At 43.8% G+C, this 15,442-nt stretch carries 16 protein-coding genes; all 16 read right to left on the reverse strand.

Annotated elements, in window-relative coordinates; translation table 11 throughout:
* Positions 1 to 41: 41 nt before the first annotated feature.
* Complete coding sequence (gene tsf / locus NST94_RS18010) at positions 42 to 692, reverse strand: translation elongation factor Ts (RefSeq protein ID WP_036688492.1); 651 nt, start codon at positions 690 to 692, stop codon at positions 42 to 44.
* A gap of 132 nt (positions 693 to 824) precedes the next feature.
* Positions 825 to 1,526 (reverse strand): 30S ribosomal protein S2, encoded by a 702-nt coding sequence (gene rpsB / locus NST94_RS18015; RefSeq protein ID WP_036688493.1) that lies wholly within the window; start codon positions 1,524 to 1,526, stop codon positions 825 to 827.
* 161 nt (positions 1,527 to 1,687) lie between these two features.
* Positions 1,688 to 2,344: an endolytic transglycosylase MltG gene (locus NST94_RS18020; protein WP_076182641.1), complete on the reverse strand. Its 657-nt coding sequence runs from the start codon at positions 2,342 to 2,344 to the stop codon at positions 1,688 to 1,690.
* A complete protein-coding gene (locus NST94_RS18025; protein WP_076279614.1) occupies positions 2,341 to 2,919 on the reverse strand; it encodes a hypothetical protein in 579 nt (192 codons plus the stop codon). Before NST94_RS18025 ends, NST94_RS18020 begins: the two co-directional genes overlap by 4 nt.
* A gap of 49 nt (positions 2,920 to 2,968) precedes the next feature.
* Positions 2,969 to 3,283, reverse strand: a complete 315-nt coding sequence (locus tag NST94_RS18030; RefSeq protein WP_076127826.1) for a hypothetical protein — start codon at positions 3,281 to 3,283, stop codon at positions 2,969 to 2,971.
* 51 nt (positions 3,284 to 3,334) lie between these two features.
* A complete protein-coding gene (locus NST94_RS18035) occupies positions 3,335 to 4,738 on the reverse strand; it encodes a FapA family protein (protein WP_036688497.1) in 1,404 nt (467 codons plus the stop codon).
* A 29-nt stretch (positions 4,739 to 4,767) separates the two neighbouring features.
* Complete coding sequence (locus NST94_RS18040) at positions 4,768 to 5,556, reverse strand: FliA/WhiG family RNA polymerase sigma factor (RefSeq protein WP_076127824.1); 789 nt, start codon at positions 5,554 to 5,556, stop codon at positions 4,768 to 4,770.
* Positions 5,557 to 5,646: 90 nt separating this feature from the next.
* A complete protein-coding gene (locus tag NST94_RS18045; RefSeq protein ID WP_076127910.1) occupies positions 5,647 to 6,051 on the reverse strand; it encodes a hypothetical protein in 405 nt (134 codons plus the stop codon).
* A gap of 8 nt (positions 6,052 to 6,059) precedes the next feature.
* Positions 6,060 to 6,557, reverse strand: a complete 498-nt coding sequence (locus NST94_RS18050; protein ID WP_036688499.1) for a chemotaxis protein CheD — start codon at positions 6,555 to 6,557, stop codon at positions 6,060 to 6,062.
* On the reverse strand, positions 6,550 to 7,176 hold the full coding sequence (locus tag NST94_RS18055) for a chemotaxis protein CheC (RefSeq protein WP_076182646.1): 627 nt from the start codon (positions 7,174 to 7,176) through the stop codon (positions 6,550 to 6,552). Before NST94_RS18055 ends, NST94_RS18050 begins: the two co-directional genes overlap by 8 nt.
* A gap of 3 nt (positions 7,177 to 7,179) precedes the next feature.
* Positions 7,180 to 7,641: a chemotaxis protein CheW gene (locus NST94_RS18060; RefSeq protein ID WP_036688501.1), complete on the reverse strand. Its 462-nt coding sequence runs from the start codon at positions 7,639 to 7,641 to the stop codon at positions 7,180 to 7,182.
* Positions 7,642 to 7,668: 27 nt separating this feature from the next.
* Positions 7,669 to 9,741, reverse strand: a complete 2,073-nt coding sequence (locus tag NST94_RS18065) for a chemotaxis protein CheA (RefSeq protein ID WP_076182652.1) — start codon at positions 9,739 to 9,741, stop codon at positions 7,669 to 7,671.
* A gap of 34 nt (positions 9,742 to 9,775) precedes the next feature.
* Positions 9,776 to 11,107 carry a chemotaxis response regulator protein-glutamate methylesterase gene (locus tag NST94_RS18070; protein WP_076301625.1) on the reverse strand — a complete coding sequence of 444 codons (1,332 nt, stop codon included), beginning with the start codon at positions 11,105 to 11,107 and terminating at the stop codon, positions 9,776 to 9,778.
* A 33-nt stretch (positions 11,108 to 11,140) separates the two neighbouring features.
* The gene (locus NST94_RS18075) at positions 11,141 to 12,022 is read right to left on the reverse strand and encodes a MinD/ParA family protein (RefSeq protein ID WP_339281133.1); all 882 of its coding nucleotides are present in this window, start codon (positions 12,020 to 12,022) and stop codon (positions 11,141 to 11,143) included.
* Entirely contained in the window at positions 12,019 to 13,404 is a 1,386-nt protein-coding gene (gene flhF / locus NST94_RS18080; protein ID WP_076127816.1) for a flagellar biosynthesis protein FlhF, read from the reverse strand. The genes NST94_RS18075 and flhF overlap by 4 nt, the downstream gene beginning before the upstream one ends.
* Positions 13,401 to 15,434, reverse strand: a complete 2,034-nt coding sequence (gene flhA / locus NST94_RS18085; protein ID WP_036688509.1) for a flagellar biosynthesis protein FlhA — start codon at positions 15,432 to 15,434, stop codon at positions 13,401 to 13,403. Before flhA ends, flhF begins: the two co-directional genes overlap by 4 nt.
* Positions 15,435 to 15,442: the final 8 nt, after the last annotated feature.

Consider the following 15,442-nt stretch of genomic DNA (forward strand, 5'->3'; position numbering starts at 1 on the left):
TGCTTGCCTTTATTCAATTCTTCACATTTATGATGAAACTATTATTGATTAACTTGTGCCATAACTTCTTCAACAAAGTTATCCACTTTCTTTTCCAAACCTTCGCCAAGTTCAAAACGAGCAAAACGACGGATCGAGATGTTTTCTCCGATGGTGCTGATTTTTTCATTCAACAATTGGGAGATTGTTTTGTCAGGGTCTTTAACGAAAGTTTGCTCAAGCAAGCAATATTCTTCGTAATATTTACCAATACGTCCTTCAACCATTTTTTCAATGATTTTCTCAGGCTTACCTTCGTTCAAAGCTTGAGCTTTCAGGATTTCTTTTTCTTTCTCAACATCTTCTTGTGGAACTTCTTCACGACGAACATAACGTGGGTTTGCTGCAGCGATTTGCATAGCGATATCGCGAGCAAATTCCTTGAAGGAATCTGTTTTACCAACAAAGTCAGTTTCGCAGTTGATTTCTACAAGTACACCAATACGGCCGCCAGCGTGGATGTAAGATTCTACAACGCCTTCAGTAGCAATACGTCCTGCTTTGTTCGCTGCTGCAGACAGACCTTTTTCACGAAGCAATTCTGCTGCTTTAGTGATATCGTTATTAGCTTCTTCAAGCGCTTTTTTACAATCAAGCATACCAGCGCCTGTTCTTTCACGAAGTTCTTTTACTGCTTTTGCATCAACTGCCATTGTTTATTCCCTCCAGGTAATTGTCGTTTTCTTACATTATTCAAGGCCTTTATCCTAAAAAAAGGGCAGTGAGAGGTTATCCACCTGCCAACCACCCTTTTCATTTAAGTTCTTGTATGTGTTAGTCGCTACTTAAGCAGTAGTTGTGTCTTCGCCTTGGTGAGCTTCAACAACAGCGTCTGCCATTTTACCAGTCAACAATTTAACAGCGCGGATAGCGTCGTCGTTACCTGGAATTACGTAGTCGATTTCGTCTGGATCACAGTTAGTATCAACGATAGCTACGATTGGAATACCCAATTTGCGAGCTTCTGCAACTGCAATACGCTCTTTACGCGGGTCAATGATGAACAGCGCGCTTGGAAGACCTTTCATGTTCTTGATACCGCCCAAGAATTTTTCAAGACGATCTTTCTCTTTGCGAAGAAGGATAACTTCTTTCTTAGGTAGTACTTCAAAAGTACCGTCTTCTTCCCAAGATTCCAATTTCTTCAAGCGATCAATACGCTTTTGGATAGTTTGGAAGTTGGTAAGAGTTCCGCCCAACCAACGTTGGTTAATGAAGAACATACCGGAACGTTCTGCTTCTTCTTTTACGGAATCTTGAGCTTGTTTCTTTGTTCCTACGAATAGGATTGTGCCGTTGTCACCAGCGACGCTTTTTACAAAGTTGTAAGCTTCCTCTACCTTTTTGACTGTTTTTTGCAAGTCAATAATGTAAATTCCGTTTCTTTCAGTGAAGATATAACGATCCATCTTTGGGTTCCAACGACGAGTCTGGTGACCGAAGTGTACCCCAGCTTCTAGAAGCTGTTTCATGGAGATTACTGCCATCTTCACACACCTCCTAAGTTTGGTTTATTGTGTGTCTCCTCCGCCATGCGTCATCTTTCAGCAAGACTTTCTTCAGAAGAAAGCACCCCTTGTCGAAATCAACCGGCGTGTGTTTTAACACCGTCAATTACTATACCATATTATCTCAGTGTATGCAACGATCACTTTAAAGTTATTAATTTCTCTATTATCGAGTCAATACTTTCTCCCTTATTAAAGCTATAAGAACCGGATTGAATTTTGGTGTTAATCTTACGTTTGTTTGCAGCCTCTAGAAAAGTAGACTTATCTTTAATGACGCCAGCCTTCGCTAAAATATCTGTTGTTGCGGTCAATGTGCTGCCAGATGGAATTCGAACAGAAACACTAGCATTTGCTGTGACTTTAGGCGTTACAGGAGCTACAGCGGTTGGAGCGGCACTGGCCTTTGGAGTGACCTTTGGCTGCTCAACCTTGCCGTTAGTAGGCGTAGATGGCTTGTTCGGCGCAATGGCTTTATCAGAGCTCTCAGGCGTTGTAGGTGACACTGCCGGCGTGGGGGAGGCTGCAGCAGCCGGCGCAGAGGGGCTGACGTTCTCCTTGCTTTCTGCTGTCGCCCCCCCGGTCTCTGTGACTTCCTCTTTATTATCATTCTCAGCTTCCCCCGAGGAAGGTTCTGCAGCTTCATCGATGACTTTCATATTCAATTTCTCCGCACCCTGTAGAACTTGTTCTTTGGTAAGTGGAGCCGCTCCACCGGAGATCATTAGTTGAAGTAATAAAGCGCCAGTAATTAGTCCTGTGCCTAGCCCGAACAAGAATGAACGGTTCTTAATCATACCGATTCCTCCTGTTTGGCAAGTTGCAGAATCAGTTGCACTTCCCCTCGCTGAAGTCCAGCTGTCTTGGCAATGGAGTCTATCGATTTGCCCTGCTCATGCAGTTCAAACAATCTTGGGTAACGTAATTTTATCGAACTAATAGGTTTCGCTTTCACATCTGGCGACACTGAACTCATCTCTGCTGGGAGAGACGGATCTTCGTTTACACCAACTTTAACCTTCGAACCTTGTTCAACCGACACTGCAAGTTCTTTCAAACTCTTCTCTTCCTCGGCCACTCGTGCTTCTAGCTTTAAAGAGCTGTTCTGCAACTCTACCACTTGACTCTGTAATTCATTAACCTGTCCCTGCAGTACATTATGATTAGTTTGCGATTGTTGTTTAATACTACTAACTAATTGTACCAGTTCCTCATTCTCGCGCTCTATGTCTGCCATATATAGCTCAAGCGCAGCCTCTGTTTCTTTGAGGCTTTGCTGATTAGCTTTTCCTTCCTTTACACGTGCGGGAAGTAAAAGGGCATAAAGAATAGCGGCGACACCTACTAGCACAATATAAACCCATGGTTGCAAGTGCCTTATCTCCTTTTACATATCAGATGTAGATTCATGTAGATTCTTATTAAAGACTTAGATCAATGCGTTGGCCTTTGTAAGGATGCTCAGCATCACGGGTTGCAGGCGGGTTCGAATGTTTATCTGACGAAGAATTGCCACCTGAATGCTGATTGCCTTTTCCACCGCCATCCCGTAAAGCTGATTCAGAAGACTCATCCACTTCAGTGCTCCGCATGGCCAATTCCTGACTTTGTTTTACATTTTGCCCAGCCAATTGATGTTGGTCGATAGCAGGACGTTGCTGAGATTCATTCTGAAGCTTGCCCGCCTCCGTGGTGCGAGGCAAAGCAATTTGCAGTTCCACCGGTTTTAGGCTCATCTTAACCCTTCTCTCACAAGTAATGGCCGGCCGCAAATGCTGCCCGCCCGATTAATTGTACGGCGTTAAAGATATATCCCCATCACTGTAAATAAACACAACCCGCTCCGTAGCATCCTTAACAAATCGGGTATATCTGCCGATCATGATCTTTGAACCGCCATAAATGGTTTTGATAACCTCAACTCTCGCTCTACCTGTATCTTCTAACATTCTTTCTATCTCTAGCACTCGTTCTTTAATTCTTTTTTCTTCACGTTGATGGGATTGTTTAGTAGCATTTAATTTGACGCGAAGCGCCACTTTATCCGCAGGGAGCTGACCGTTAGTAGCCAATTGATTTAATAGATACAAAGCTTTAGAGGTTTTATCCTCGTTCTCCAGCAGCTGCCGCAGCTCTTGACGAAGTTCATTAATCTCATTTCTAAGCTCTGGAACCACGCCTACCTCAATCACAGTCGCAGTGGACATGGTGTTACCTATAGTTCTTGCTACAACTCTTTCTCCAGACTGAACGATTCCACCCACAATCAAACCTTTAGAGCCGTTACAGATAACATCTCTACCAGCACGTATATTGGAGTGCATAATACTCTGAGAAACAATTACATCTTCCCCAGCGGTTACGTTTCCATCTTGAATGAAAGAAACCTTCACACTTTTTCCAGCGGTAACTTGGCCTTTGTTATATCCGATAATTCCACCAGTAATTTCAATGGAGCCCCCAGAGATTAACTCTGCACCTTCAACGCCGCCTACAACCCGAATATCACCGGCAGACTTTACCGTAAAGCCTGAAAGGACATTCCCACGTATGACGACTGTACCTACAAAATCAATATTTCCAGTGCCGTAATCGACATCACCATTCACTTCATATACAGGAAACACATTGATTTTCCCGTTATCAGTTAACGTGACCAGTCCATCAATCGCTGCGTACATCGAAGTGCCATCGTTATCAATGAGTACATTTTTCCCGATTTTAAAATGAGCTTCCTTTCCAGCCTTGAAAGCAAGCTCATCACCAGTTACAGTCATCCCTAACTTTCCAGGCTGGGCAGGGATAATTTTAGCTATTAACTTTCCTTTAAGCACATTACGAAGCCGGACCAAGTCCTTGTAGTCGACCTTACCATCCGCTTTCTCAAGCGGTTTGCGGTCCTCTTCCAGATCAACTGTAAGCATAACTCGTCCATCCGTGCCATGCACAGCAGGATAACCTGCAGCAATCGGAACTTTACTCCAAAAAAACTCCTCAGGATGACTACTAATACGTTCGACAACATCACTCTTGATACCGTAGCGAATATTGTGACTGTGCAGGAAGGCTTCCAGTTCTGTAGATGAGCAGGAAAAATTCTCATCCTTTTTGGAGAACTGCAAATACGCGATTCCTTTGTCCTCCGAAAAAGTTATACTCAAGTACTGATTCAAAGCATATTGACCGATCAAATTTTGCTCCCCCTTGTCACCGCTAACGGTTAATCGTTCTGCATAAGGAGATCACGGTTCTTCTCGAGCGTTCCCCTCAGCCGCAAAATAGCTTTGGAATGCAACTGCGAAATTCTTGAAGGAGATAACGACATGACCTCAGCAATCTCACTTAAAGATAAATCTTCATAATATAAAAGGGACACAACGGTCCTTTCTTTCACCGTTAATTTCTCAATACCTTTGGTGAGCGCTTCGCGCAAGTAGAATTCATTTACCTTGCTATCCGGATTCTTAGCTTTATCGTCCACCAGTATGGACATTCGGGTCTCTGATTCCTCTTCACGAATCGGGTCTTCCAGTGAACAAAGTGACATCACAGCCACATCCTGCAACATATTTTGAAATTCCAGTTCACTAATATTAAGGTATTGGCTCATTTCCTCGTCACTAACTGACCTTAAGTGCTTCTGCTCCAGCTGCTGATAAGCGTCCTCAATTTTTTTAGCTTTTTCCCTAACGGATCTAGGTACCCAATCACTTTGGCGTAATGAATCTAATATCGCACCACGCACACGCCAGGACGCATAGGTCTGAAACTGCAATCCTCGTTTGTAGTCGAATTTCTCAATCGCATCAATTAGTCCCATAACCCCATTACTGGCTAAATCATCTTTGGATACATTTTTGGGTAATCCCACAGCCAAACGACTGGATACATAATCAACAATATGGAGATAACTCTCTATCAGCTTCTTTTTGGCATCAGGGTCTCTGTGTTCTTTCCACTGTTCCCATAGCTCGTCAGTTTCCAATTGAGAAGCTTTACGCTCGTTCAATAGCTTTCACCCTTCCCAAAGTTTAGTCAGCGAGCATTCGCGGCGAAATGTACCTTCCAATAAGATCACCGATTCCGCCTCAGCCCTCACTTATTCTTCTTTCAGGTGACGAACGGCCTTGGCCAATTCTTCAGGATCCTTCATCGAAACTAGCTTAGGAGGTGTAAGAGGCTTAAATCCCTCGCTATTTTCGTTTCCTTGTCCTGGCTTCGGTTTTAGTAGATTGATTAATTCTTCATCCTCATTAGGCGTGCTGATATCCAGCTTCGCCCCAAGTTCTTCACCACCAGTATCCACTTCATCCGGAGGCGATGTTTGAATCATAATAAAACCCAATACCCATCTTACGAGGAAAGCAAGCAGAAACCAGATGATAAATGCAATTAGGCTTCTTAATAAACTAGTACCCAATACATTGTTACTGTAGGTTACAAAAAAGGTAAATATGAAACCTACCAAACCCGACACCAAGTTTATCAAAATGTTTCCAATCATATTCATAATTATAGTTCCTTAGCGCCTTTTTGCACACTGCGAATAAACAATATACCAGTGTTGCAGGCTATTTCTATCGTACGGCCATAATTGCCGCCTGTGTCTTCTGCGATTAACGGAATTTTTAAATTTTCAAGTGCTAGTTTACAAGATTCAACATTACGAGGCCCGATCCTCATGGTGTCGCTCCCCCCGGCAAAGGCAAACATTTGTGAACCTCCGGCCATCTTGGCTACGATCCGGCTCCGAACCGCCCCAAGCTCTAGCAGACGGGATAAGAGCTCCGGCACTGCAGTATCTGCAAACTTAGCGATGTTTAACTGCCCTTCCCTAGCAATCTCAGATGATGGGAGCATTACATGCGCCATCCCTGCAAGCTTTTTTCCAGGGTCAAACAATGTTAATCCCACGCAGGAGCCAAGACCTGTGGTACGAATTAAACTGTCTTGGCTACCCACGTTAAGATCCGCCATCCCTACTTTAATAATGCTTTGTTCTTCAATCATTTTCAAAAGGAACTCCTAGCGATTTGAAGATTTTCGGGAATGATTCCGGATCGGGAATAAGGAAAAATTGCCCTTCAATTTCGTTTTTCCCTTCGAAGAAGGTAGTGTCGATCAACAATGCATCGTCCCCCATCTGCCCGAATTGCAGCAGACCGTAGCTAAGGATAGCGCCAGCCATGTCCATAGCAAGGGCCGGCACCGTTGGATACATAGAAAGTGCGGTGAAATCTGCTAGAGAAGAAAGATACGATCCTGCCAAAATATTGCCAATTTCGCTTAGTGCAGAGAGCTCCATTTCTCCAAGCTCTTCATTACTCGATAGCTCAATGCCCGCAATACGACTAAGCAAGTTCATAGCCGCTTCTGGTGACAGAATGAAAAACAGGTTACCTGGAGCTTCACCCTCCACACGTAGAAACACCGCATATACAAGTTCTTCGGCTCCGCCAACTTTATCTGTTATTTCTTCAAAGTTAAGGAGCTGTACCTTAGGAACAGCCATATCTATCGGCTTATTCAAGAGCTGTGATAATGCGGTGGCTGCATTTCCAGCTCCAATGTTCCCAACTTCCTTAAGCACATCCATTTTGAAATCCTTATAGTGCTTAAATAGTTCCACAGGTTAGCCCTCTAGGCTTTCTAATTGAACGATTTCGCTTTTGTTAAGCACTTCTGACAAGTTAAGCATAATCAGTAAGCGCTCGTCTCCAATCTTGGCCACCCCATCCAAATACTTTGCCTTGATGCCGCCAACAACATCAGGAGGTGTATCAATAGAATCTCTGTTCAGATCTATAACATCATTTGCAGAGTCTACAATGAAGCCTACTTCCATTTCATTAACAGACACGATGATGATTCTTGTCTGATCGGTGTGTTCAGCCTCTTCGATGCCGAAACGGCCCCGTAGATCAATTACAGGAATAACAACCCCACGTAAATTAATTACACCTTTGATAAATGAATAGGTCTTAGGTACACGAGTAATGGGCATCATGCGCTCAATAGTTTGTACCTTTTCAACTTCAATTCCATATTCCTCTACGCCTAATTTAAACACTATCACTTTAATATCTTCAGCCATGGAATGAACCTCCCTGTTCTATCCTAGTTATTTAATAAAAGCGTTCGGATCAATAATAAGTGCTACTTGACCATCACCAAGAATGGTTGCGCCAGATATTCCTTGTACATCAGGCAAATATTTACCCAGATTCTTAATCACAACCTCGTTCTGGCCAATAAAATCCTGTACTGCTAAGGCAACTAATCTTTCTCCCTTGCGCACCACTACGATTTCTGTTTCTTCTTCGGTACTCTCATCATAATCTGGTACTGAAAAGAGACGACTTAGCGAAACCAGAGGAATATGCGAATCACGGAATTCTACCATTTTATTGCCATGGATTGTACGGATCTGAGATTGCTTCACGATTCCGGTTTCCACTATAGAGGTCAAAGGAATGGCATACTTCTCGGAACCTAATCGGATAAGCATTGCAGCAATGATTGATAGAGTTAAAGGCAGCTGCACTGAGAAATTTGTTCCTTTACCTGGAGCAGAATAAATCGTTACATTGCCGCCTAAAGAAGAAATCTTAGATTTCACTACATCCAGCCCTACCCCGCGGCCTGAAACATCAGAAATGACCTCTGCTGTACTGAAGCCTGGGGCAAATAACAACTGAAAAGCTTCATCGTCCGACATACTGGCTGCCTGCTCTTGTGTTATAACACCCTTCTTCACAGCAGATTTCAGAACCTTCTCCGGATAAATCCCTGTTCCATCTTCTTCGATCTCAATGAAGACGTGATTACCACTGTGGAAAGCCCGCAAATAGACCGTTCCGGTCTCAGGCTTACCAGCAGCAACACGATCCGCAATGGATTCGATACCATGGTCAACTGCATTACGCAATAAATGCACCAGCGGATCCCCGATTTCGTCAATGACCGTTCGGTCTAGCTCAGTTTCTGCTCCTGTGATGATAAGATCTACTTTTTTGTCTAGTGACTTGGCTAGATCACGAATCATACGTGGGAATCGGTTAAATACTGTATCTACTGGAACCATCCGCAGCTTCATTACAATATTCTGGAGATCTCCGCTTACCCGGCCCATATGCTCAACCGTTTCTGTAAGATCACCATTTTGAACCTCAGAAGCCAGCTGTTCCAATCGTACACGGTCGATAAGAAGTTCACTGAATAAATTCATCAACACGTCCAAACGTTCAATATCTACACGAATGGTACGTGATGGTGCCCCACCTGTTTTGTGAGCTGCCGGTTTGTTCCCTTCTTCTTTGGTTGGCAGGGGTTTAGCGGCAGAAGCCGCAGGTGTAGCTGCTGGAGCCTCAGTAGTCGTGGCAGCCACTTCAGAGGCTGCTGCTGCTGTTTCTTGACCCAGCTGTTGCAGAGAGTCTTGATCCAATGCTACTGCCGATACCTTATCAATCTCAGACAGATTTAGTATCATAGCCTGAATTTGATCAGCACTTTTTTGAGTTATGTAATAGAGAGAGAAGCTTTGATCAAATTTCTCTTGTTCAATATCCTGAACGGATGGGAAGGATTTAACCACTTCACCTGAACGCTCCAAAAGATCAAACACCATATATGCACGTACTGCCTTAAGCTGACAATCCTTGCGAATGGTTACGTCCACATATAATACTTGATGTCCTTCTTGAATCGACTGTTCTAGAACAGAAAATTGAAACTCATCTAAATGAATCGGGGTTTCAACCGCTTGTGCAGCAGGTCCTGAGACAGAAGCTGCCTCACCACCCGCAACAGGAATCTCTCCCCGGACTATAGCCTGTAAGGAGGAGACGATAGACGAAACATCCGCTTTACCCTCGCCTCCTCCCGTAATATCCTCAACCATAGACTCCAAGGCATCCAAACTTTTGAACAACGTATCAAAAATGAAATCCTGCATGCGCAGTTTGTTGTTGCGTACCAAATCAAGAACATTTTCCATTTGGTGTGTGAGTGAAGCCAAATCTTCAAAGCCCATAGTTGCTGCCATACCTTTTAAGGTATGCGCAGAGCGGAATATTACCTGTACAATACTAATGTCCTCAGGATTCGCTTCCAGCCCCATCATGCTCTCGTTCAATGACTGCAGATGATCGTTCGACTCATCAATAAACATGGATAAATATTGGTTCATGTCCATCAGTGAGCACCTCCCCTTTGAGTTCGCTTTTCTGTTATTTAACAGCTTGCACCAGCCTTGGAGCAATTTCTTGCAAAGGCAGTACGTGCTGGACGCACTGTAATTCCACCGCAGATCGCGGCATTCCATATACGACACAAGTTTCTTCGCTTTCAGCAAAGGTTGAGGTTACCCCAGAGTCGTATAAGGATTTCATCATTCTTGCCCCATCACTACCCATCCCTGTCATTAGTAACAAATGACGTTCTAACGATGTGAGCGGCAGCAATGATTCAAATAAAACATCCACAGAAGGTCGATGGCCATTACGTGCCTCCTCCTTTGTGAGTACAACCGCATATTGCCCTCTAGAGGATGGGACAACTTGTAAATGATAGCCTCCAGGTGCTATATAAGCAGTTCCTTTTTGCAATATCATCCCCTGCTCAGCTTCAATCACTTCTAGCGGGCTGAAGGTATTCAGTCGCTGGGCTAGTGATTTGGTAAAGTTAGGCGGCATATGCTGCACAATAACAATAGGCGCTGGAAAATCCGCAGGAATCTTCTCCAGAAATACCTTTAGAGCACGTGGTCCACCTGTAGAGCACCCCACGGCAACCAACTTTTGCAGATCATTACTCCCATACTTCCGGACCTGAGGATTTGTAGAAGCGTCAGAAGACACTTCCACTTTAGGTTTAGGAAACGGTTTTGGTGGGGTAGTGTTATTCTCTACTCTTGACCTTGCATTACTCTTTTCTGATAAAGGTGGTGGAGTAGAGATTAATGGTTTTGCTGCTCTTTTAGGAACAGTATGATCTAACGGCTGCTTCACCCGCGGTTTTTTGGTCACTTCATTTTTGAGTGAAGCTTTAGGTTCTACCTTGGGTTTGCCGGGCATCACTCTCGGTACAGTTGGCGGTGCGACTTCTACTGGCGGTATGTCTGGCAACTTAAATGCAGAAGCACGTGCTTCGCGCTGCTCCCGGGCCATCATAGCCTCTTTCATTTGTTCCCTTAAGGATTCTCCCACTCCCATGATATCCTGAGAGTTGGTAATCGAAGGTTTACGAATAAAGTCAAAAGCGCCCCATTCCAGTGCAAGAATGGTTTCCTTCATGCCCTCTTCATTGATCCCTGACAGCATAATCACTGGCAGAGGGTCTGAGGCCATTATTATTTTCAGCGCTTCCAGGCCGTTCATTTCTGGCATTTCTACATCCATAGTAACCAGATCTGGACGAAGCTCATTGATTTTTTCGATAGCCTCACGACCGTTTTTTGCTGTTGCCGTCACCTGAAAGTCAGCGTCATTTTCAATTAAATCGGAAATGATCTTGCGCATAAATGCCGAATCATCAACAACCAATACTTTATATGGCTTCATATCATTTCCACCTCTGTCCCAAATTCAGAACAACTATTTACTTCGCTTTAACCATTTATGGATAAAGCCTTTAATCCCATGGACTTTTGTGGTCTTTTTAGAATCAATGGTCAAATAACTTAGGGCAAGCCGATGTATATCCTTTGCAGCAATACAGTTTGGAAAAGCCAATGTGAAAGGCGTTTGCCTTTTGACAGCCTGCACTACATGGGCATCTGAGCTTATATGACCAAGATAAGAAATATCTAATTGCAAAAAACGACTGGCGGCCATTCGGATCTTGTCGCTTGTCGCTATGGCTTCCCTTTCATCACCTGCCTGGTTCACAATCAATTTAAAGGAAGTCTCAGGATAGGTACGATTCACAACCTTCATTAATGCGTATGCATCTGTGATAGCTGTTGGTTCTGGTGTAGTAACGACTAAGCAATCGTCGGCAGAAGTTATAAACTTCATCGTTTCCTTAGATAATCCAGCACCTGTATCGAATAAAATATAATCCATGCTGTCCGCGATAAGTGCTATCTGATTTGTGAAATAATCAAGATCAGACTCTGAAAGAGTAAATAGCTCATCCATTCCAGAGCCACCAGCTATAAAAGGGAGCGAATTCGGACCGTATTGAATAATCTGCTCGATATCCGCTTCTCTTTTTAACAAATGATAAAGATTATATCTCGCCGATACGCCCATCAACACATCTATATTAGCCATGCCGATATCTGCATCGAACAGTAAAACCCGTTTGCCCATAGCCTTTAAAGTTAGAGCGAAGTTAAGTGTAAAATTCGACTTACCAACGCCCCCTTTACCACTACACACCGTAATGATCCTGGCGGATGATCCCCCTCTTACAGCTACTTTAGAATCCTGACTGGATACAAGCTGTCTTAAGGATTGTGCCTGATCCATCATGTTTCACCTGTTCCAAGAAGCAACTCACTAAGCTGTCCTTTGGTAGCCATAAGCAGATCATCAGGTACATTTTGACCATCAGTCATATAAGACAAGGTAAGTGGGAAGTCATTCAGGACATTAAAGAGCGGGCCGTAACTCCCCGTCTCATCCAGCTTTGTGAAAATAACCTTATCCAGTCTATATCTGCCGAAATGCTCTGCAATAAGTTTCATATCACGGCTTTTGGAGGTCAGGCTAAGCACAAGATAGGTTTCACTTCTCAATTCCTTCGCAAGCAAGCTTTGCAGTTCTGCTACTAGCATATCATTGCGATAATTTCGGCCAGCTGTATCCATTAATACTAGATCACAACTCTCCAAGCGAAAGAGTGCTCTTTGCAAATCTCCTGGCGATTGGACAACCTCCAGTGGAACATTGAGGATAGCAGCATAGGTTCGCAACTGTTCAACAGCTGAGATTCTATACGTATCGGAGGTGATAAAACCTACCTTGCGTCCGTGCTTAAATAGCTGTTCTGCCGCAAGCTTAGCTATGGTTGTGGTCTTTCCAACTCCAGTGGGTCCGGCAATATATACAATTTGAGTATCCCGGGCAATTCCATCAGCAATTCGTCCCGTCAGGAAACCATCAATCTGTTCTTTAAGAGATCCCATAAATTTCTCTGGTCCCCAAGTACGCCCTTCATCTACCCAACGTTCCGAGATGTTACTGATCCATTCCTCAACAAGCACAGCATCCATTTCTTGCTCTAATAAAAGATCCCGTAGCTCCTGCAGACTGTCTGGAAGTTCTCTTCCACCTGAGGATTGTCTGGCAATTCGCTCCATCCAGAGCTTCATATCTCTAATCTCACGGAGAACATCATTTTCGAGAGCAGTGGCAACCTCTGGCGATTGTTCTAATCCTAATGATTCATACAACGCTGATACAGAAGGTGCATCTTCCAGATTTAATTCAGGAAGTTTTTGCTCAGGTACTGGCTCCGGATGCTTGGCTATCGATTCTTGTACATTGATAGCTTCCGATAAGGCTGCGGCAATCTCAGCAAACGTCCGTGACTCTTCTGGCTTTTCTAATGAAACAGAAGGTACGGAAGGTATAGAAGGTGTAGTGGAAGCAGATGACGCTTTTTGATAAGCCTGTGGTACTGCACTCCGTGGAATATTCATCGCTGGCGCAGCCGGCTTTTTTGGAACATTATTCTTCTCTGCCTTTTCTACTGCTGCTACAACTTCTATTTTTTTCTTCTTAAATAACCCTAAAAATCCGCCGATTTTGATTTCCTTTGTACTTAAAATGACGGCCTCGCTCCCAAGCTCGTTGCGAATGGAAAGCATGGCGTCAGGCATCGAATCGACCACGTAACGCTTCACTCTCATAAATTCACCACTCCGACGCTTTGTATTTCAATGTTAGGCTCTAGCTCGCTATAAGACAGTACAGGAATGTCCTGCATCGTTCGTTCAATCACCTGCCGCAAATACATACGAATGGTTGGTGATGTGAGCACTATTGGCTGTTGCCCTGTCTGCAGCAATCGATTGATCTGTTCACTTAAGCGCTGATAGATCGTTTGTGTCGAAGTTGGATCAAGGGCCAAATAACTTCCCTGTTCAGATTGCTGCACACTCTCGGAAATTTTCTTTTCAAGATTAGGTCCAACCGTGATGACTTTCAGTGTCTCTCCTACTTGTGAGAATTGCTGAGTAATCTGTCTGGACAAGGACTGACGAACATATTCAGTGAGAATATCCGGATCCTTGGTGTATGTCCCATAATCCGCCAATGTCTCAAAAATCGTAACCAAATCTCTGATCGATATCTTTTCACGAAGCAGCTTAGCAAGAACCTTCTGCACATCCCCAATCGCCAATACGGAAGGAATAAGATCGTCGACGAGCACTGGATAATTATCCCTAAGGTTGTCCACCAGCATCTTAGTTTCCTGTCTTCCTATCAGCTCATGTCCATGACGTTTGATTAACTCCGTCAGATGTGTTGCGACAACAGATGGAGGGTCGACTACAGTATAGCCGGACAATTCAGCCCGCTCTTTAACCGATTCATCAATCCATAATGCTGGAAGCCCAAAGGATGGTTCGATGGTCTCAATACCGTTTATAGATTCATCATCATATCCTGGACTCATTGCAAGGTAATGATTAAGTAATAATTCACCACCGCCGACTGTATTTCCTTTAATTTTTATGACATATTCATTCGGTTTTAGTTGAATATTGTCGCGAATGCGAATAACAGGTACTACAAGACCCATTTCTAGGGCACATTGCCGTCGAATCATGATGATACGATCTAACAGATCGCCTCCCTGACCTGTATCCGCCAAAGGAATAAGACCATAACCAAACTCGAATTCAATGGGATCAACCGACAGCAAATTAATGACACTTTCCGGACTTCGTACCTCTTCAATCTGCTTCTCTTCAACAAGTTGCTCTTCGGCAATCTGTTTCTTATTTAAATTTTGTCCCATACGGTAGGCTGCAAAAGCCAGCAAACCGGCCAATGGGAGCGTTGTAATCATATGTATGGGTGTAAAGAGTCCAAGAAAAGCTACCGTAACTGCGACAATATACAACAATTTCGGATAGGACAATAACTGTCCTGTCAGCTCTTCTGCAAGATTACCTTCCGAAGAAGCTCTAGTAACAATCAAGCCGGCTGCTGTCGAAATCAGCAAAGCTGGAATTTGACTGACGAGACCGTCCCCGATGGTCAATACAGAATAAGTGGATAACGCAGTAGCAAAGTCCATCCCGTGAACCATCATACCGATGATAAATCCACCGATGAGATTGATCAGCAAGATGATAATACTCGCAATCGCGTCTCCTTTAACGAATTTACTCGCACCGTCCATGGCTCCGAAAAAATCCGCTTCGCGTTCTACGTTACGACGACGCTCACGTGCCTGGGTTTCGTTAATCATGCCTGCGTTAAGATCGGCATCAATACTCATTTGCTTACCGGGCATCGCATCCAAGGTAAATCTAGCGCCTACCTCAGCTACGCGCTCTGAACCTTTGGTGATAACAATAAACTGAACTACTACCAAGATCAGAAACACGATAAATCCAACAGCAATTTGTCCGCCAGCGATCCAGCTACCGAAAGTAGATACCACTGAACCGGCATCTCCGTATGTCAGGATCAGTTTTGTAGTCGAGATGTTAAGTGACAGACGAAACAGTGTGGTTACTAGGAGCAATGAAGGGAAAATTGAAAATTCGAGTGCATTTTTCGTATTCATAGCAACCAGAATGATAATTAATGCGATTGAGATGTTAATAACAAGCAAAACGTCCAATAGCCAGGACGGGATAGGCAGAATCATCATAAGCACGATCCCGATGATGCCTAGCAAAACTGTTAAATCTTTAGCTTTCAATGTCCTAA

This window comes from Paenibacillus sp. FSL H8-0282, assembly GCF_037963825.1.
Lineage (GTDB): Bacteria > Bacillota > Bacilli > Paenibacillales > Paenibacillaceae > Paenibacillus_AQ > Paenibacillus_AQ odorifer.

What these genes read in the sequence shown, in the direction of transcription:
- NST94_RS18050 (WP_036688499.1), bottom strand. Translation starts at nt 6,557, where the DNA reads ATGATTGAAGAACAAAGCATTATTAAAGTAGGGATGGCGGATCTTAAC.
- flhF (WP_076127816.1), bottom strand. Translation starts at nt 13,404, where the DNA reads ATGAGAGTGAAGCGTTACGTGGTCGATTCGATGCCTGACGCCATGCTT.
- NST94_RS18070 (WP_076301625.1), bottom strand. Translation starts at nt 11,107, where the DNA reads ATGAAGCCATATAAAGTATTGGTTGTTGATGATTCGGCATTTATGCGC.
- NST94_RS18075 (WP_339281133.1), bottom strand. Translation starts at nt 12,022, where the DNA reads ATGATGGATCAGGCACAATCCTTAAGACAGCTTGTATCCAGTCAGGAT.
- NST94_RS18020 (WP_076182641.1), bottom strand. Translation starts at nt 2,344, where the DNA reads ATGATTAAGAACCGTTCATTCTTGTTCGGGCTAGGCACAGGACTAATT.
- rpsB (WP_036688493.1), bottom strand. Translation starts at nt 1,526, where the DNA reads ATGGCAGTAATCTCCATGAAACAGCTTCTAGAAGCTGGGGTACACTTC.
- NST94_RS18060 (WP_036688501.1), bottom strand. Translation starts at nt 7,641, where the DNA reads ATGGCTGAAGATATTAAAGTGATAGTGTTTAAATTAGGCGTAGAGGAA.
- tsf (WP_036688492.1), bottom strand. Translation starts at nt 692, where the DNA reads ATGGCAGTTGATGCAAAAGCAGTAAAAGAACTTCGTGAAAGAACAGGC.
- NST94_RS18065 (WP_076182652.1), bottom strand. Translation starts at nt 9,741, where the DNA reads ATGGACATGAACCAATATTTATCCATGTTTATTGATGAGTCGAACGAT.
- NST94_RS18045 (WP_076127910.1), bottom strand. Translation starts at nt 6,051, where the DNA reads ATGATTGGAAACATTTTGATAAACTTGGTGTCGGGTTTGGTAGGTTTC.
- NST94_RS18030 (WP_076127826.1), bottom strand. Translation starts at nt 3,283, where the DNA reads ATGAGCCTAAAACCGGTGGAACTGCAAATTGCTTTGCCTCGCACCACG.